This window comes from Pseudochrobactrum sp. XF203 (genome assembly GCF_020341615.1).
Classification (GTDB): Bacteria; Pseudomonadota; Alphaproteobacteria; order Rhizobiales; family Rhizobiaceae; genus Pseudochrobactrum; species Pseudochrobactrum saccharolyticum.
The window spans coordinates 3,030,097-3,048,716 of the sequence record NZ_CP084392.1; the positions used below are offsets into that span (position 1 = coordinate 3,030,097).

Annotated in this window: 18 protein-coding genes and 1 tRNA gene; 4 read left to right on the forward strand and 15 right to left on the reverse strand. The window is 50.7% G+C overall.

Features of this window, described 5'->3' with window-relative positions:
* Positions 1 to 9: 9 nt before the first annotated feature.
* Together LDL70_RS13795 and LDL70_RS13800 are read right to left on the reverse strand one after the other, a co-directional pair.
* Complete coding sequence (locus LDL70_RS13795; RefSeq protein WP_225685309.1) at positions 10 to 669, reverse strand: YoaK family protein; 660 nt, start codon at positions 667 to 669, stop codon at positions 10 to 12.
* An 84-nt stretch (positions 670 to 753) separates the two neighbouring features.
* On the reverse strand, positions 754 to 1,008 hold the full coding sequence (locus tag LDL70_RS13800; RefSeq protein WP_022709794.1) for a GlsB/YeaQ/YmgE family stress response membrane protein: 255 nt from the start codon (positions 1,006 to 1,008) through the stop codon (positions 754 to 756).
* A 349-nt stretch (positions 1,009 to 1,357) separates the two neighbouring features.
* Here LDL70_RS13800 and LDL70_RS13805 point away from each other — a divergent pair, with 349 nt between their 5' ends.
* Positions 1,358 to 3,268, forward strand: a complete 1,911-nt coding sequence (locus tag LDL70_RS13805) for a PAS domain S-box protein (protein WP_225685310.1) — start codon at positions 1,358 to 1,360, stop codon at positions 3,266 to 3,268.
* 65 nt (positions 3,269 to 3,333) lie between these two features.
* Here LDL70_RS13805 and LDL70_RS13810 read toward each other — a convergent pair whose 3' ends face one another.
* The 12 genes from LDL70_RS13810 to rplU form a co-directional block, all read right to left on the reverse strand.
* Positions 3,334 to 3,846, reverse strand: a complete 513-nt coding sequence (locus LDL70_RS13810; RefSeq protein WP_225685311.1) for an RNA pyrophosphohydrolase — start codon at positions 3,844 to 3,846, stop codon at positions 3,334 to 3,336.
* Positions 3,847 to 3,922: 76 nt separating this feature from the next.
* Positions 3,923 to 5,260 carry a S41 family peptidase gene (locus LDL70_RS13815; RefSeq protein WP_022712243.1) on the reverse strand — a complete coding sequence of 446 codons (1,338 nt, stop codon included), beginning with the start codon at positions 5,258 to 5,260 and terminating at the stop codon, positions 3,923 to 3,925.
* Positions 5,250 to 6,620 (reverse strand): murein hydrolase activator EnvC, encoded by a 1,371-nt coding sequence (locus LDL70_RS13820; protein ID WP_370637840.1) that lies wholly within the window; start codon positions 6,618 to 6,620, stop codon positions 5,250 to 5,252. Before LDL70_RS13820 ends, LDL70_RS13815 begins: the two co-directional genes overlap by 11 nt.
* Positions 6,621 to 6,820: 200 nt before the next feature.
* Complete coding sequence (rlmH, locus tag LDL70_RS13825) at positions 6,821 to 7,303, reverse strand: 23S rRNA (pseudouridine(1915)-N(3))-methyltransferase RlmH (protein WP_116089148.1); 483 nt, start codon at positions 7,301 to 7,303, stop codon at positions 6,821 to 6,823.
* 95 nt (positions 7,304 to 7,398) lie between these two features.
* Complete coding sequence (gene rsfS, locus LDL70_RS13830) at positions 7,399 to 7,824, reverse strand: ribosome silencing factor (RefSeq protein ID WP_028233940.1); 426 nt, start codon at positions 7,822 to 7,824, stop codon at positions 7,399 to 7,401.
* Positions 7,825 to 7,962: 138 nt separating this feature from the next.
* Positions 7,963 to 8,622 carry a nicotinate-nucleotide adenylyltransferase gene (locus LDL70_RS13835; RefSeq protein ID WP_370637841.1) on the reverse strand — a complete coding sequence of 220 codons (660 nt, stop codon included), beginning with the start codon at positions 8,620 to 8,622 and terminating at the stop codon, positions 7,963 to 7,965.
* Positions 8,623 to 8,642: 20 nt separating this feature from the next.
* Entirely contained in the window at positions 8,643 to 9,923 is a 1,281-nt protein-coding gene (locus LDL70_RS13840; RefSeq protein WP_225685313.1) for a glutamate-5-semialdehyde dehydrogenase, read from the reverse strand.
* The gene (gene proB, locus LDL70_RS13845) at positions 9,913 to 11,082 is read right to left on the reverse strand and encodes a glutamate 5-kinase (RefSeq protein ID WP_225685314.1); all 1,170 of its coding nucleotides are present in this window, start codon (positions 11,080 to 11,082) and stop codon (positions 9,913 to 9,915) included. Before proB ends, LDL70_RS13840 begins: the two co-directional genes overlap by 11 nt.
* A 7-nt stretch (positions 11,083 to 11,089) precedes the next feature.
* Positions 11,090 to 12,148, reverse strand: a complete 1,059-nt coding sequence (gene obgE / locus LDL70_RS13850) for a GTPase ObgE (protein WP_225685315.1) — start codon at positions 12,146 to 12,148, stop codon at positions 11,090 to 11,092.
* Between the two features lie 227 nt (positions 12,149 to 12,375).
* Entirely contained in the window at positions 12,376 to 13,047 is a 672-nt protein-coding gene (locus LDL70_RS13855; protein ID WP_225685316.1) for a GNAT family N-acetyltransferase, read from the reverse strand.
* 141 nt (positions 13,048 to 13,188) lie between these two features.
* Entirely contained in the window at positions 13,189 to 13,458 is a 270-nt protein-coding gene (gene rpmA, locus LDL70_RS13860) for a 50S ribosomal protein L27 (protein WP_022712235.1), read from the reverse strand.
* A 24-nt stretch (positions 13,459 to 13,482) separates the two neighbouring features.
* A complete protein-coding gene (gene rplU / locus LDL70_RS13865; RefSeq protein ID WP_022712234.1) occupies positions 13,483 to 13,866 on the reverse strand; it encodes a 50S ribosomal protein L21 in 384 nt (127 codons plus the stop codon).
* 368 nt (positions 13,867 to 14,234) lie between these two features.
* Between rplU and LDL70_RS13870 the strand changes: the two genes are divergently transcribed.
* Positions 14,235 to 14,324: transfer RNA gene (locus LDL70_RS13870), tRNA-Ser, on the forward strand.
* 123 nt (positions 14,325 to 14,447) lie between these two features.
* Here LDL70_RS13870 and LDL70_RS13875 read toward each other — a convergent pair.
* Positions 14,448 to 15,572, reverse strand: coding sequence for a hypothetical protein (locus LDL70_RS13875; protein WP_225685317.1), 1,125 nt, complete (start codon positions 15,570 to 15,572; stop codon positions 14,448 to 14,450).
* Between the two features lie 291 nt (positions 15,573 to 15,863).
* Here LDL70_RS13875 and LDL70_RS13880 point away from each other — a divergent pair, with 291 nt between their 5' ends.
* Together LDL70_RS13880 and LDL70_RS13885 are read left to right on the forward strand one after the other, a co-directional pair.
* Entirely contained in the window at positions 15,864 to 16,856 is a 993-nt protein-coding gene (locus LDL70_RS13880) for a site-specific integrase (protein WP_225685318.1), read from the forward strand.
* Between the two features lie 1,174 nt (positions 16,857 to 18,030).
* Complete coding sequence (locus LDL70_RS13885) at positions 18,031 to 18,537, forward strand: hypothetical protein (protein ID WP_225685319.1); 507 nt, start codon at positions 18,031 to 18,033, stop codon at positions 18,535 to 18,537.
* Positions 18,538 to 18,620 lie beyond the last annotated feature (83 nt).

The window sequence follows — 18,620 nt, forward strand, 5'->3', positions numbered from 1 at the left end:
GCGCGATGCTCACTTCTCTTTGAGCCGGTAAAAGACCAGCATCAGTGTCAAAACTGCGACGGGCAGTAAAAGCGACCAGATACCTGTGCCGGTATATAAAACGGCCCCGCAGGCTGCACCAAAGACCAGCGAAAGCCACACATAAATATGCTGCAGCCAGCGGTAACGCGGAGCCTGTCCGCGTAAACTATGCGCCAGATCATTGGCTGCGTTAAAAATCGTTCCGGTCACAAAAGTTGTACCAAGCCGTGCTGCCCCATGCGGTTTAAACACAGCATTTTGCGCACCCATTGCCGCCGCCAGCAAAATGACCGGTATTGATGCCAGTCCTTGGATCTGACCAAGCAGCATGGTGCTTAAGAGAAGCGTGATAACCAGCAGCATAACCCGTGCTGAATACCAGTGTTGCTCACGGGCACTGATAAAAGACGCAAGAAACGCCCCGCTGAAAAACAGCCCGATCAGCAGCAGCGGCATAAACAGGCTTTGTCCACGCAGCAATTGCAGCGCGCGACCATCGGGCCCGCTCATTGCCAGCCCGAGCTGCGTTGTATTTCCGCTCATGAAAGAGGCAAAATAACCGCCCAGCTCAATGAAAGCGAGCGCATCAACAAAACCGGCAACGGCAGTGAGAACCAAACCGGTCAGCAAACGGGCGGGAGGCGTCATCACAACTCACTAAAACAAGCGTCAAAACAAATGAAAGCCCGCCGGACTCTGTTCCGGCAGGCTGTAATAATGAATTTTAAAAGATCACGCTCGTTTTACAAGTCTCAGTATAACCAGCAAGATAACAGCACCGATAAATGCATTCACAATTGCGGCAATGACACCGCCGCCAATCGCGAAACCAAGACGCGGCAACAACCAGCCAGCCAGAAACGCGCCGATCACACCAACGACGAGATTTCCGAGCAAGCCGAAACCACCACCGCGCACGACCTGACCCGCGAGCCAGCCGGCGACGAGACCTACGATAAGAAAGACCAGTAAACTTTCTGCACCCATTATTATCTCCGATATTAATTGCTGCCTGTTTCAGAATTTACTGCATTCCGCTCATTATTCCGACAACAATGACCGGTCGCATCATCAGGATAACGCATTAAAGACCACATGGCTGCATAATAAAATCAATAAATATAACAGGATCAGAGCAGTGCCGGTAAAATCAGGAGCCGGTTTTTCATAAACACAAGGCACAGACATAAACAGACGATACAAAGCCCGGCTTTACAAATTAACACTATTTTAAGAAACGCCTTATTTTCATCCTCAAAATCAGAGATACTGCCTTCCAAATATTCCGCTTGTTAAAATCGTGTAAATTTATACATTTGCTAAAGTACAAGCTCGCATGGGGGATACGCAGGTGGAAGCCAGATGGGATACCTCAGTCAGTAATCTTTTCGGATTGTCCGAAGCATCTTCATTATTTCAGGCTGTTTTACCGCGCTTTACAATCATGAACGGACAAAATGATCCTGTTCTTGATAATCTGGTAGCGCTGACTGCCAGACTCTGCGACGCACCGGTCGCGGCTATCAATCTCATTTCCCAAGAGCAGCAGATTTTTAAAGCCGTTTACGGCCTGACGCTGAACGCCCCTCCTCCCGGACATAATTTTTGCCGCCAGACATTGCTCGCCGATGATATTTTTATCGTCAGCGATGCAAGCACAACGCCGCTCTTTGCCGGTGAACCGTTTGTAACCGGCACCTCACCTTACCGTTTTTATGCCGGAATAAAACTGACCGGCCATGACGGCACCATTTTCGGCACGATGCTGATACTCGATAAAAAGCCGCGTCATTTATCTGCCGAGCAACTCAAGGATTTTCGCAGGCTGGCACAGATTGCCGGTTCGCATATGGAAATGCAGGCGCGCCATCACCGGCAGCAACACAAAGAGCAGTTGAACCAGCTTATTATCGATAATGCGCTGGACTATGCGATTATCACCACAACACTGAGCGGTCAGGTCACCAGCTGGAATGCAGGTGCGCGCAGATTATTCGGCTGGACAGAAGAGGAAGTGCTGAAATCTTCAGTCGATATCCTGTTCACACCGGAAGAGCGTGAGAAAAATGTACCGGAAATGCGCCGTGTCAGCGCCTTGCATCACAAACAGGATGCGGTGGAGCGCTGGCATATGCGCAAGGATGGCAGCCGGTTCTGGGCAAGCGGCCAGCTTTTGCCACTCTACGATCAGGACGGGCATATGCAGGGTTTTCTCAAAATCCTCATGGACCGCACATTTGTTCGCGAGCAGCAGGAGCGCCTGCGCGAACAGGAAGAAATGCTTCGTCTTTCTCAGGAGGCCGGCGGGATCGGGGCATTCGATATAAATCTGATCAGCCGCACCATCACTGTCACCAACCAGATCCGGCAGATTTACGGTATTGCGCCGGACACCAATATTACGATTGAGCTTTTTGAAAAGCTGATGTCGCCCCGCAATTGTGACGAGCACAAAACCGATATGGCAAAATCCGGTTCTCTGGCTTTGCCCCGTTCCGGCTATAGCGAATATCTTATTCACCGGCTGGATAATAATGAACAACGCTGGGCTGCACTTTCAACGGAACTCATCAGTGACGATCAGGGTGCTGTGGTGCGTATGCGCGGTATCGTACAGGATATTACAAACCGCAAAAATGCAGAAGAACAACAGGCTATGCTGACCGCAGAACTGGCCCATCGCAGTAAGAATATTCTTGCGGTTATTCAGGGCATTGCCAATCAGACACTGCGCAGTACGACCAGCGCGGAAGATGCAAGAGCCGCCTTCGAAGCCCGTATTATGGCGCTGAGCAAAGCACAGGACGTGCTGACCCAAGGGGCAAAATCTGTCAGTGCCGAACTTGCGGATATTGTCACCAACAGCCTGTCCGTTCATGCCGGAACCGGTGAAAAACGCATAAATATCAGCGGCATTCCCGTTACGCTTGGGTCACGGCAGGCCTTATCCATGGTCATGGCTCTGCATGAGCTTGGTACCAATGCTGTCAAATATGGTGCACTCTCCACACCTGACGGACATATCGAAATCAGCTGGCGCGTGGAAAATGGCCGTTTCCGGTTCTACTGGATAGAAAAGAACGGACCACAAGTGGAGAAGCCAGCGCGGCGCGGCTTCGGCTCGCGACTGATTGAGCGTACCCTTGCAGCCAGTCTCGGCGGCTCTGCCGAGCTGCATTATTTATCGCAGGGGCTGGAGTTCAGGCTCGATGCTCCGGCCAATAATATGCGCTACGATCCGGCATAAAAAACGCCGCTCTGTCGGACAAGATAGGCATCCAAAAGAGCGGCGTTTTTGTAAGTGATAAAACCTCAGACCAGATGTCTGAAAGCCTGAATGACTTCGTCATAAACAGGGCGCTTGAACGGAACGATCAGTTCCGGCAGCTCCATCATCGGTTTCCATGCCCACATATCAAATTCAGCATCATGTCCGCCCGGTGGCGGGTTGATTGCAATCTCGCTTTCGTCGCCTTCAAAGCGATAGGCAAACCAGCGCTGTGTCTGACCGCGATATTTGCCATTTAAGGCAATACCGATCAGATGTTCCGGCAGGTCATAATTGATCCAGTCCGGCGCTTCTGCCAAAAGGCTGACGCTACGCATTCCTGTTTCTTCATAGAGCTCGCGCAGCGATGCCGTTGCCGGATCTTCACCGGCATCAATACCACCCTGCGGCATCTGCCAAAGCTGCGTTGCACCTTCCATCTCACCATTCGGCTCAATGATGCGGCGTCCTGCCCAGACTTTGCCTTCGCTGTTCAAAACCATAATGCCCACACAAGGGCGATAAGGCAGCGATGCGAAATCACGCTTTTCAGTCATGTTTTTCATTCCGTTTATCTATCACCAGAGACAAAAAACGCGGGGACTGCCCCGCGTTTTTCTGAAGTATACAAGCTTATTGTTTATCAGGCTTTGGCAGATCTTTCTTAGGATCCGGCGGGAATGCCGCATTGGCCATTTCACCGCGCAGCAGCTTCAGAGCTTCGCCCAGCTGAATATCGTCCTTTGGCTCCAGCGGCACATAGGCCGAAGAACCTGAACCACTGTCATCTTCCTCAGCACCCTTGATATGGCCTTTCAGTCCGGCCTCACCCTTGGTTGTGACATCACGGCCTTTCAGCTCATCCGGCAGCGGCTGTTCCACCTTGATATCCGGTGTAATGCCCTTGCCCTGAATCGACTTGCCCGATGGGGTGTAATAGAGCGCTGTCGTCAGACGCAGCGAGCCGTTTTCACCAAGCGGAATGATGGTCTGCACGGAGCCCTTACCGAAGGACTGTGTACCCAGAACCGTTGCACGGCGATGATCCTGCAAGGCACCGGCCACAATTTCAGACGCACTGGCCGAGCCGCCATTGATCAGAACGATAACAGGTTTGCCTTTGGTCAGATCGCCTGCGCGGGCATCAAAACGGGTAACATCCTGAGGGTCACGGCCACGGGTTGAAACAACCTCACCCTTATCAAGGAACGCATCCGATACAGACACAGCCTGATCGAGCAAACCACCCGGATTGAGACGCAGATCGAGCACATAGCCTTTGAGCTTGTTCTCAGGAATCTGTGACTGAATATCCTTGATCGCTTTTGTCAGATCGTCAGAGGTTTTCTCGGTGAAGGAAATCACACGCAGATAACCGACATCATTCTCAACGCGGTAGCGGACAGCTTTGACCTTGATGATTGCGCGTTTGATCGACAGTTTGATAGGCTTGTCTGCCCCCTGACGGATCAGGGTCAGTTCAATCGCCTCATCAACCGGCCCGCGCATCTTGTCGACAGCATCATTCAGCGACAAGCCGCGCACTTCCGCGCCATTGATCTGCGTGATCAGGTCACCGGCGAGAACGCCGGCTTTCGATGCCGGTGTATCATCAATCGGTGCAATGACCTTAACCAGATCATTTTCCATAGTCACTTCGATACCAAGACCGCCGAACTCACCCTTTGTCTGCACGCGCATATCCTGCGCGGCTTCAGGGTTGAGATAAGAGGAATGCGGATCAAGCGAGGTCAGCATACCGTTGATGGCGGTTTCTATCAGCTTCTTATCTTCCGGCGGCGTCACATATTGCTGGCGCACACGTTCAAAAATATCGCCGAAAATTGCGAGTTCTTTATAGGTATCATTACTGGCAGCATTTGCACTTGAAGCCGGAGCCCCCTGCACAGCAACCATCGCCGAAGCCCCCATCAAGGCACCTGCGAAAAGAAGCGACAGTTTACGTATCATCTTGTGTCCTTCCGGAATGCCTGTCGGTCCACCACGGGGTCGGATCGACGGATTTCCCATCTTTTCGAAATTCTATGTAAAGCATCGGTGAAGAATTACCACTCCCCAGTGAAGCAACACTGGTTAAAAGCTTATCTCCCATGGTTCCGACCGGCTCACCCGCCAGCACAAACCGGCCCTGCGCAACATTGATTCTGCTTAATCCTGCCATCACGATATGATATCCGCTGCCAACATCAAGGATTAAGAGTTGTCCGTAGGAACGAAAGGGCCCCGCATAAAGTACAACGCCATCAGAAGGTGACGTAATCGTGGCGTTTTGCGGCGTTTGCAGCATTTCTCCTGCACGCGGGCGGCCAAAATCATCTTTCTGACCGAATTTTTGTACGATCTTACCGCTGGCCGGTAGCACAAGTTGCCCGCGCAGAGATGCAAAATTCGCACGGGACACCAGCGAATTCTCGCCGGACTGTGCTGCGCGCTCCTGCCCGTCGGCCAGTCGCTGCTGCTCGGCATCGCGTGCGGCATCCGCTGCCATGCGGACTTTATCCATTCGCTCCTGCAACGAGGCAATCAGATCTTTCAGGCTGGTTGCTTTTTTAGCCAGTTCTGCGGCATGGGCACGTTCAGTCTGCAATTCTTCTTCAGACTGGCTGTAAAGCTTTTGCTTTTCTTCCAGCAGCAGTTCCTGTTTCTGGCGCTCTTCAAGTTGCGCAGTGCGGCTGGCAATCAGCCGCTCCTGCTCATCTTTGATCGAAGCCTGCAAGCGCTGCATCTCTTTCAGATCAGCCATCAGTTCCAGCGTCTGCGCCCGCATTTCCGGTACCACCGCACCGAGCAGCACGGCAGAACGCACAGAGGACAACGCATCATCAGGGCGCACCAGAATAGCAGGCGGCGGGTTCAGACCCATACGCTGCAAAGCTGCCAGTACTTCCGCCAGAACTTTACGGCGGGAACGCAAGGATAGCCGGATACCGTCTTCCTGCTCGCTGAGCGCAGTCAGTTTCTGCCCCGCGGCCTCAATATCTTCCGAGAGTTTCTTGTCTGTCTTGGCAGACTGGATCAATGCGGCGGTAATGGTTGCCTGATCTTTTTTCAGTTCTGAAACGCTTGTTTCCAGCTGCTGCAGCTTTTCTTTGGAAAGCGCAATCTCGCTGTTAATAGCATCCAGACTGCCCGAGACTTTTTGATGCTGTTCTTCCAGCGGTACCGGCGGCGGAGCAGATGGTGCTGCCTCCTGCGCAAGAGCCGGAACCGGCAACAGCAGCAACAAACCGGCAGAAAACACGCATCTGACCTGTCCGGCACAAATGCGGCTCATCTTAAAAAGCCGGAAGGAAATGCTGCTATTATTCATCAAAATTCGAATACTGATCCGTTGCGATCACTCAGTTATAGCGGTGAATCTATAACAAAGATTATCCGTGTCAAAATCCGTCTGTAAATGCTCTATTTATTTGTGATTATGCGTATCTTATCTGATCGGGGGATAAAAAATCAGTCCGGTGAACTGATTTCCCCGCGTAGGCGCTTCGCACTTTTCGGGATACGTTCAAATTACACCCGATGATACGGATGTCCGGAAAGAATAGTCACCGCACGGTATAATTGCTCGGCAATCAGAATACGTGCCAGCTGATGCGGCCAGGTCATCTTGCCCATCGCCAGCACCAGATCAGCCCGCGCCCGTAATTGCGGATCATGACCGTCCGGCCCGCCGATCGCTAAAATCAACTGTCTTTTGCCGCCGTCACGGATTTTTCCCATTTGCTCGGCAAAGGCTTCAGAGCCAAGTTCTTTGCCGCGCTCATCCAGCAGGATCAGCGCTGCGCCATTATCCAGTGCTTCATAAACACGTGCAGCTTCATCGGTCTTGCGCTGATCCGCATTGCCGCCCCTGCTTTCGGTAATCTCACTGACGCCGGTAAACTCAAATCCCAAGGCCGTTCCGGACTTGGCAAAACGGTCAAAATAACGCTCGGCCAGTTCCCGTTCGGGACCGGCTTTCATTTTTCCAACCGCAAAAACTGTAACACGCATAATCAAAAAACCTCTGCCTGCCATAGCATGTCAGGCAGTTTAAGCAGCATGCCGTCACAATCCGGCATGCCTGATCTTACAAATCATCGTGCAAATTAATGCACTGACTTTTTACGCGGATTAAATTCATCCGCTTCCGGTGTGAGCCAGATTTTTTCGATATTATAGAACTCACGGACTTCCGGATGGAAAATGTGGATGATGATATCACCCGTATCAACCAGAACCCAGTCTGCTGCTTCAAGACCTTCGATCTGAACATCACGCACACCGATTTCTTTCAGCGCACGCAGCATATGATCGGCCACAGCACCGACATGGCGCTGGGAGCGACCGGAAGCGATCACCATATAATCGCCCAAAGCGGATTTACCGCGCAGATCAATGGAAATGATATCTTCTGCCTTGGAGTCATCAAGGCTTGCAAGCAGAACCTCTAAAGCATGAGACACAGTGGCTTCGCCGCTGACCTCAGCTGGTGAAGGCGTGGTAACACCCTTCTTTTCAATTGCTGTTCTCAATGAGTACCTTTCCGTAAAGAACAACGCCACACGGCAACTACTCCCCGTGTAACTATAAAAGTGGCAGAGTCCTGTGTCTGTTTCAAGACACAGGCTCATGGAAATTTGACAGGAAAAATAACCTGCTGATTTTGCGTCTTATTCTCTCATCTCTTGCCGGCGCAATTGCGTGGATGAAAGATCAGACTGCGGCCCGTGGATAAAAACCCATGCCGGAGCCGGCTGTGTTGCAAGTTTTGCAGCCTCTGTTTCAGGCAGGCGTGCCGCCTCAAATTGCTGCGCCATCACGGAATCTTCCGCCGCCATATTCGAACCCGGCCGGTTGATGACAGCAATTGGATAGGTACGGGCAATCTCATCCCATTCCTGCCAGTGATGGAAATTCATCAGATTATCCGCGCCCATAATCCAGACCAGATGCTTGTCCGGATTGTGTTTGCGCACCAGCGCCAGCGTATCTGCCGTATAGCGCACCCGATAACTGGCTTCAAATGCCGTCACATGAATACGCTTATCAGTGATAAGCTCTTCACTCAGCGCAATGCGCCTGGACAGCGGCGCCAGTTCATTCACATCTTTCAGCGGATTGCCGGGTGTCACCACCCACCAGACCTGATCCAGCCCCAGCCGCTCCAGTGCCAATTCTGCCACCAGAACATGGCCTGCATGAGGCGGGTTGAAAGAACCACCGAACAGACCGATTTTAGCACCAGCCGGTGCAACGGGCATGTGCAGATATTCTTTTGCTACATCCTGAAATGCTTGCGGTACTGCGGTCTTGCCTGATTGATCTTTCACTGGTTTGGACATGCGTGTGTTTAAACCCGTGTCTGTCCGTTACCGCGCACGCGATATTTAAACGAAGTGAGCTGTTCCACACCAACCGGCCCGCGCGCATGCATTTTACCGGTCGCGATACCGATTTCCGCACCCATGCCAAATTCACCGCCGTCAGCAAATTGCGTTGAAGCATTGTGCAGCAAAATGGCTGAATCAATCTCGTTAAAGAACCGCTCAACCACCGCAGCATCTTCCGCAATCACCGCTTCCGTGTGATGGGATGAATAGCGGTTGATATGCGTCAGCGCACCATCAATTCCATCAACCAGCGCCACGGAAATGATCGCATCCAGATATTCCGTTGACCAGTCTTCCGCAGTCGCCGGTTCAGCCTGAGAATATAGCGCACAAACATCCACATCGCCACGGATCACACAACCTACTTTTGCCAGTTCATCCAGCACAGGCACCAGATGCGTCTCAGCCACTTTGCGATCAACCAGCAAAGTCTCTGCTGCGCCACAAATACCAGTGCGGCGCATTTTGGCATTGAGAACGATCTTCTTTGCCATTTCCAGATCAGCGCTGGCATCAATATAAACATGGCACAGGCCTTCGAGATGCGCAAAAACCGGCACCCGCGCCTCTTCCTGCACACGGGCGACAAGGCTTTTGCCTCCACGCGGTACAATCACATCAATCGCACCGTTCAGACCTTTGAGCATTTCACCAACAGCGGCACGATCTGTCACCGGCACCATCTGAATAGCAGCTTCCGGCAGACCTGCGGCCTTCAAGCCTTCAGCCAATGCGGCATGAATTTCACGGGATGAATGGGCGGAATCCGAACCACCACGCAGGATCACCGCATTACCGGCTTTCAGGCAGAGCGCACCGGCATCGGCTGTCACATTCGGACGGCTTTCATAAATCACGCCGATCACGCCAAGCGGCGTGCGTACGCGTTCAATATGCAGACCATTCGGGCGATCCCATTCGGTCATCACTTCACCGACCGGATCTCGCAAGGCCGCAATCGCACGAATACCGTCAGCCATCGCACGGATACGTGTTTCATCCAGTTTCAGTCGGTCAATGAAAGATGCGGCAGTGCCGGCAGCTTCCGCTGCTGCAACATCCAGCACATTGGCATTGAGGATCAGGTCTTTGCGACGCAGCAAAGCATCGGCCATAGCAATCAAAGCTGCATGTTTGCGCTCGGCACTGGCAATCCCCAGCGGGCCAGCAGCAGCACGCGCTTTGCGGCCAAGCTCTGCCATCAGTTCAGCAACTGCCAGAGTGTCCTGCTTATCCTGCATTGCACATTTCCCCCTCAGCGCTCGCAGCACCTTGCGCACGGCTGCCACGGATCACCAGATCATTGCGGTGCACCATCGAAGAACGCGCGAAATAGCCGAGAATTTCCTCAATCTCACCGCTCTTATGACCGGCGATCTTCACGGCATCGGCAGCATCATAACCGGCCAGACCACGAGCAACCTCACGGCCTTCCAGATTAAGGATGGAAACCGTATCGCCGCGCTGGAAATCACCGCGTACTTCCCGCACACCGGCAGGCAGCAGAGATTTACCGGATTTCAGCGCTTTCAAAGCACCGTCATCAATCACCAATTGCCCTGCGGCATCGAGATGACCGGAAATCCAGATTTTCCATGCATTGACCGGCGCATCGGAGGCTTTGAACAAAGTTGACCGCTCACCACGATCAATCGCCGCCAGCGGGTTCATCCGCGTACCGGAGGTGATAATCATCGCAGTTCCGGCCGCATTGGCAATCTTACCGGCATCCAGCTTGGTCTTCATGCCACCACGCGACAATTCAGATGCGGCAGCACCGGCCATCGCTTCAATATCCGGCGTGATTGCTTCCACGACCGGCAAAAACTGCGCATTCGGATCTTTATGCGGCGGCGCGGTATAAAGGCCGTCAATATCAGACAACAGAATGAGCAGATCAGCGCCGATCATTGTGGCAACACGTGCAGCTAAGCGATCATTATCGCCATAACGGATTTCATTGGTCGCTACCGTATCATTCTCATTGATAACCGGCACGGCCTTGAGTTTCAGCAGCGTTTCAATCGTTGCGCGGGCATTGAGGTAACGGCGGCGCTCTTCCGTATCAGACAATGTGAGCAGCACCTGCCCTGCCATAATCTGATAGGCACCCAGCACATCAGCATAGGCTTTCGCCAATGCAATCTGCCCTGCTGCTGCTGATGCCTGACTTTCTTCAAGTTTCAGAGTGCCCGAAGGTAGTCCCAGAACCGTGCGCCCAAGTGCAACCGCACCGGAAGACACAACCAGCACTTCCACACCTTGCGCCTGCAAAGCCGCAATATCGGCAGCAAGACTTGTCAACCAGCTCTGCTTCAGCCCCTGAGCACGATCAACCAGAAGCGCCGAGCCGATTTTGATAACAATACGACGATAATTCTTCAGCGCCCCGATCGTCATGATCTGCTCACTTACCTTTGTAATCCGACTTGGCTTTAGAGTCCGCTTTCGCAGCTTCCTGATCCGCCTCTTCCGCACGGCTCTGATCAATAATACGTGCCAGTTCGCGCAATGTTGTCTCAATACCTTCACGGCTCACAGCCGACAGCAACAACGGTTCACGACCACACGCTTTTTTCAACGCCTTCATTTTGTCTTTGCGCGCATCGGGATCAAGCGTATCTGCCTGTGACAATGCGACAATCTCAATCTTATCGGTCAGACCATGACCATAAGCTTCCAGCTCGCCGCGAATAACCTTATAGGCCTTCGCCACATCTTCTTCCTGTGCCGAAACCAGATGCAGCAGCACACGGGTACGCTCCACATGGCCGAGGAAACGGTCACCGAGACCAATGCCTTCGCTCGCACCTTCAATCAGACCCGGAATATCCGCGATCACGAATTCACGCGCATCCACACGGGCAACACCAAGATTCGGATGCAGCGTGGTGAAAGGATAATCAGCGATCTTCGGCTTGGCAGCAGTAACGCTGGCAAGGAAAGTCGATTTACCGGCATTTGGCAGACCAACGAGACCCGCATCCGCAATCAGCTTCAGGCGCAGCCACAAGGTGCGCTCAATACCTTCCAGACCCGGATTGGCACGACGCGGCGCCTGATTGGTTGAGGTTTTGAAATGCAGGTTACCGAAACCGCCATTACCGCCTTTTGCAAGACGGTAGCGCTGCCCGACTGTGGTCAGATCGCAGATCAGCGTTTCATTGTCTTCTTCAAAAATCTGGGTACCGACCGGCACTTTAAGAATGACGTCATCGCCTTTACCGCCGGTCATATTACGACCCATGCCGTGCATGCCGGTTTTCGCCCGGAAATGCTGCTGATAGCGATAGTCGATTAGTGTATTCAGACCATCCACGACCACAGCCCAGACGTCACCGCCGCGACCACCGTCGCCGCCGTCGGGACCACCGAATTCCAGAAACTTTTCGCGACGGAACGAAACCGCGCCAGCACCGCCATTTCCGGAGCGGATATAAATTTTTGTCTGGTCGAGGAACTTCATGTGCTTGCCTTTTCCGGCACAGGCCGGCTGTCGGATAGTCCGATATTAAGAGGTAATAAATTGCAGATATATGCGACCGCAATTTTAACTGAGATATTTAAACTGAGCCAATACAGCAAAAAACCGGACTTGAAAACCGCCGCCCGCTGCAGTTGCAAACTATAGTTTCAGTGCAGACGCACACAAAGTGAGCAGCGGCTTTTATTCTTATGTCGCAGTGCAGAGCATTATTGCCCTGCACCACGCAATTCCAGCCATTGCTGACGGGTCATGATATAGCACTCAACCGGCACATCTCCGTCAACAACAGAGTGGCCTATGGCAGAGCCCGTATGCCTGAAACCGCATTTCTCAATCACACGCTTTGAGCCTTCATTGCGGCTTTGCGCACTGATATAAATCTGCTCAAGCGACAATTCACGGAACGACAAATCGATCAAAGCCGTCGTTGCTTCTGTGGCATAGCCTTTGCCCCAGTAAGGCTCACCCAGCCAATAGCCGATCTCATAGCCAGGGCCATATTTATGATCGTGCAATGTAAGGCCGCCAATAAACTCGCCCGTATCGGCAAGTGTAATCGCATAAACAAATTGCCCGATCGCACCGGACGCTGCAAGCTTGATAAAATCAACCGCATGTTCGCGCGAATATGGATAAGGCAACCGCGCCAGCATACGCGCCACATTAATATTGTTTGCTAATGCAGCGACCGCATCAATATCTTCTTCATGCGGCGGGCGCAGCACAAGACGCTCTGTGAGCTGCACTGGGGAATCCTGCAAAGTCACTTTCGCACCATAGGCTCCTGTCAGCCCCGCACCTCTGAGATCATCATCCGTCGCCAGCGCAGCCTGTCTGCTTTCGCTTCTTAATTCTGTTCCGCTCTGCAATTTTGTCATTGTTGCTTTCAGGCCTGCCGGCCATCCTCCGGGAAAAATAAAAGGGGAGACGGTTTCCCGTCTCCCCTTCAATATTTTGTCCGTAAAGCGGCTTCATATATCGGGTTCAACAGGAACACCGGTATATGAATGGAGCACCGGTTACTCCGCAGCTTCAGCCATCGGGTTCACGGATACAAAGGTTCGGCCGTTTGCTTTTGTCTTGAAAGACACAACGCCGTCAGCCTTTGCGAACAGGGTATGATCTTTACCCATGCCGACATTTGCACCCGGATGCCACTGAGTACCGCGCTGGCGAACAATGATGTTGCCTGCGATAACAGCTTCGCTGCCGAATTTTTTCACGCCAAGGCGTTTCGACTCTGAATCGCGACCGTTACGCGATGAACCGCCAGCTTTCTTATGTGCCATCGGTATTCTCCTTTAATTCGTTGATTACTCAGCAGCTTCAGCTTTTGGCGCAGCCTTTTTCGGCGCGGCCTTTGCTTTAGCGGATGGCTTTGCGCCACCGGTGAGGATTTCCGAAATGCGGATTGTCGTCAGTTCCTGACGATGACCGCGTGTACGCTTGGAGTTCTGACGGCGACGCTTCTTGAACGCGATAACTTTTTTCGCACGGCCCTGTTCAACTACTTCCGCAGTTACAACAGCACCTTCAACGCGCGGAGCACCAACAGTGGCGTTTTCACCTTCGCCAACAATCAGAACTTCTGCAAATTCTACAACATCACCGGCTTCACCGGCAACTTTTTCAACTTTAAGCACATCATTGGCGGCAACGCGATACTGCTTACCACCTGTCTTAATGACTGCGAACATTTGTTTTCCTTTCGGGTCGTTCGTTTCCGGTTCTCCCGCCAAGCAGGGACCGTCTTCTTGTCAGTCGTGACAGTTTGATTATTTATCTTAGCAAAAACATCAGTTTAAGGTCTGATAAACACACAACAAAAGTCAAAGGGGATTCTCATCCTCCTGCGACGTGGCCGCATATAGTGGCAAAAACACCGCCACGTCAAGGTTTTTCAGACCTTAAAGCACATTATCTGCGAAATTATGGTGGGTTCGGAACGATTAGCACTTGTCTAAATCCGCTGTCCGCGTTATGAGCGCGACACACATTCAGCAAATCGCATGATTTGATATGAAAGCAGATCGTTTAGTCTGAAATTTTCATATGATGACACAGCGGAGAGGTGGCTGAGTGGTTGAAAGTACCGCACTCGAAATGCGGCGTGGGGGCAACTCCATCGTGGGTTCGAATCCCACCCTCTCCGCCAGTTGATTCAACAAAATCAAGAAATTACTTCAATTTTAATGTTGTGCACTTAAATTATAAAGCGCGCCCCACCAATATTTTTTATCAAGAGCCACGCTTACGGCACATCTTGTAAGCCTATTACTTAAGCCACTAGCAGTCTTTGGTTATATCCTGCAAAATATGAATTCCACACCCTATAATCTTGATGAAAATTTACTATAGCTGATAACTGAAAATGACTTTCTATACGTTCCTTCAGTGCCCCGCTGATGGGATCACGCTCGAGATGAACTACATTCCCATTATCGTCAGTGAAGGTTGCTTTTAGTATGTCACGATCAGTTAGCTGAATATGACGTGGCTCTAACCGGAGCTCGATACCGAGAGACTCGGCGATTTGAAGCAATCGGACAAAGCAATCATAAGCGAACTCCATCCCATCAAGATGATTATCGAGTTTAGCGAAGCGTTCAAACTCATCGCGATTGTGGATCAATCTAAACGATTTCCCTGCTTCAATTTCCTTCAGTTGGGTTATATCATCATAGAGCGGATAAACGAGCCGTGCGATCTTTCCCAAAGGACCACTTACGCTCTTAATCATGAGGCTATCTAACGTCACGGGATTGCTAGTCCCCATGCTATGAAGCGCAACTCCGCGATAGGTGGACATTTTTGAGATAATTAGATCGCCATCGACATCGTCAAACATTGCCGCATTGATCAAATCAACAGTAGGACTCAATTCACACGCAGCAACGGCTTTCTTTAGTGCACTAGTGCTGAAACTCCCTTCCTTTCCCAAGAGAATTTTGTAGACAATCACATTGATTGCATCACGCAAGCCATAGAGATCGTCGAGAAAGCTACCGAACTCATTGCCGATATTAGAAGCGAACTTATCTTGTTGAAATGAAACGCTACCATCTTCTGGAATTTTTTGAGAGGGCAAGGCCGATCTGTAGGACAATGAGAGTTTTTCTAATCGGCGGGTTGATTTAATAATTTGGGTGCTCAATCTGCGACAGATATGAGCACTTTCCGCAGCACCGTCTTGACTGAAACCATTTGCTACTCCACTCCAGAATGTATGCTGGTTAAATGCCAGACATTGGTTGGAGTGTGACGTCGAACGAATGGCGAAATTTGGAGAGATTGACTCCTTCATATCTTCCACGGTGGAAAATCGCGTTCTGCCAATAATCCTGATCTCAGGGTAGAAAGATAAAATATCCTCAGGGCCGTTCAAAGCTGACCAGATAAGCAAATGCTCCGTGTGCGCGTCCAGCAACCATGCTTGAGGTTCTCTCCAAGTAGTAACTGAAGCCCTCCAGAAAGATGGTAAAGGTTTAACGGAGGTTCAAACTTCAAGTCCATTACATTAACTTTCTTTTGCGAATCAATCAATTTAACACTTTCTATAGTTGTTGCACCGCAGCAAGACTTTCTCTCACAATCTATTCTCAAATCGTCTGCGATCACGAAATGGCCGGAATAACTCTTGGCTCCCCATCCGGGGCGTCCTACGTGTGTTCTTCAATCATTACCGGAGATCACGATGGCTACGATCCGAAAACTCAGAGGACGCTGGCAAGCACAAGTCCGCAGACGTGGAATGAAGCCACGCTGCAAATCTTTTGACAGCAAGAACGAAGCCGAAAAATGGGCGCGTGAATTGGAAGCCCAAGTCGACAAGTTCGGCGCTGCACCAGATACGCGCATTCTTGAAAGCACTACGCTCGGCGAATTGATGAAGCGATACGCCGAAGAAGTATCGCCAGCTAAGCGCGGTGCCACTCAAGAGATACAGCGCCTCGGTGTTCTCCAACGTCATGATATTGCTCATCGGACGCTCATAGGCTTATCTCAACAGGACATCGCCTCGTTTCGTGACGAACGCCTCCGGACAGTCAAACCAGCTACCGCTGTTCGTGAGCTTGCAATCCTCAGTCACGTTTTGGATGTAGCCATGCGTGACTGGGGTTATCCCCTCGCCCAGAACGTCGTGAAGATGATCCGTCGCCCGACCATTAATAATGCAAGATCACGTCGCCTTACTCCATCAGAAGAACAGCGCTTATTAGCCGCCTGTGACGACGGTAGGGTTGCATGCTTCCGTGCGCTGGCGATAGTAGCCATCGAGACCGGAATGCGTCGTGGTGAGCTTCTGGGACTCAAATGGAGCGACATTTCACATAACCGCCGGGTGATCTCATTAGCCCTAACAAAAAACGGAACAAGCCGGGAAGTTCCATTATCATCCCGTGCATGCGAAGCACTTATGTCACTTCATCACAATGACAGCGTAGATCAATATATGCCATTCGGTATGACGATCTCAGCTTTCGATCAAACGTGGAAACGAGTCATCAAACGCTCCGGTATCATTGATCTTAAGTTTCACGATTTGCGCCACGAAGCCGTCAGCCGTTTCTTTGAGCGAGGTCTAAACGTGATGGAAGTCAGCACGATCTCCGGACACAAAGAACTATCTATGCTGAAGCGCTACACACATTTGAGTGCTGATGCGCTGGTTGGTCGCCTTGGGTAAATGCATCCGGAAGTGAAACATAATGTTGTCACTACACCCAAAAGACACAAAAAATGACAACATAGTGCTCGGAAAACGCTCAATTTTGTCAACATAGCGCAACATAATCAGCGTCAACATTGATGGAAACGCCCGTTTTTGTTGCGCTATGTTGACAGAGTTTTACCTTATGTTGTCACTTTCGACCAAATTTTGCTGTTTTTGGAAATCTGTCAACATTGGCACGTGAGCTTTAACCGCCCACCATCAGCAAAAAAGCCATACGCTGTGCAGTAATCCGAATAGTAGATACATCTACAATCGCAATCATCTGAACACTACCTTTACCATTGCTCAAAACCCTTGTGGCACAGTGACGAAAACATATTTGCAGCTTTTTATCAGGCACCAGCAAATCAGCCTATAAGCTGCAATCTGTCACCATCTTCCGGATATTAATTTTATCACCGGATGACGCTGGATAAATCTCAATCGAAATGATTGGCATGATCTGGACGATTGTCAGAGACGCGCCGCCGTTATCTTTTCTCTGCTCTGGTGAAACGTAGCCTCCTCATTCATCGCACCGCGCTTCAAGCCATCCGGCTGATTGATGCTGCCGCAACAGTCGAAGTCCTAGACAAATGCAAGCCTAGTGATGGGGATGCCTTCTGGCTTCACCGCATCTTTGTGACTGAAACCTCCCATATTGGAGCAACGGCATAGAAGTTCACTGGCGAGCGTTAGTTATCCGGCAGCACAATGGCAGCAAAGAACACCACGGAACGCGCCCGTGAGAATCCTCGAGACAAATAGAAGATACCCGAAACACTTAACCGGTTGGCCGGAGCGTGTTTCATTGGATTTGTAATTTTATCCAATCTTCCGGCAAACAAAAAATAACCAGTGGACGCCGAAGGCGGCCGCAAGCCCGAAGGGCGCGCAGGCGAGCCGCGCTAGCGGCGAGGTATGAGCACATCTAATAAAACGTGACAGAGTAAGCGTCTTAACTATGTATCTGTTTTTGATTATTTGTATTTAAGTATATATATTATGCATGACGCTTTCTCTGGCACGATAAACTCTAAAAACCATTATTTTCGTCTTTTTGTGCAATCCCACCAACTACTCGCTATAATAAAATTATCTTTATTATCGGCGAGAATGATACCAAATGGGTAGGCCAAAACTTAATATGACACCGGAAGAGCGTAAGCTTCGCGATACCAAGGGCGCAACTCTGCGTAAACAAACGCAACGTAGAAAAGAATATGCTGCTAAACAGTTAGAGGGGCAACTCAGTAAAGATGAGCTTGACGAATTAATAGATATGTTATGCGCGATGCCTTTATACAAAGCATCCCTTACCCTTGCTGAAGTTCAGCGCAATTACAAAAAGCAATACGGAATTGAAATCCCCGGATTGCGCGAAGCTTCTTTTGCGGGCGATAAATTAGTAGACGAAACACAAGAAGAATATACTTACCGTAGCCAGCGTGCTCAGAAATTAGGCCTGATCCGTATGTTTGCGACAAGATCCATCCAGCGTTTAAAAGCCAATGCACGTAATAAAAAATATGAACTAAAGGAAAAGGAAGAAGCAGCAAAGCTTGGCCTTAACATTCAGACTTACAAGAAACAAAAACGCGCTTTAAAAATAATAACCAAGGCAAAAGCAACAGTCCCCCCATCCTCTTTGTGAGAACGATAGGCAACCAAACTTTCGTCCTAACTTTCTAAAAGCCTAATTTTTCACGGATAAACTCAAACGAAGCTGTGTGTATA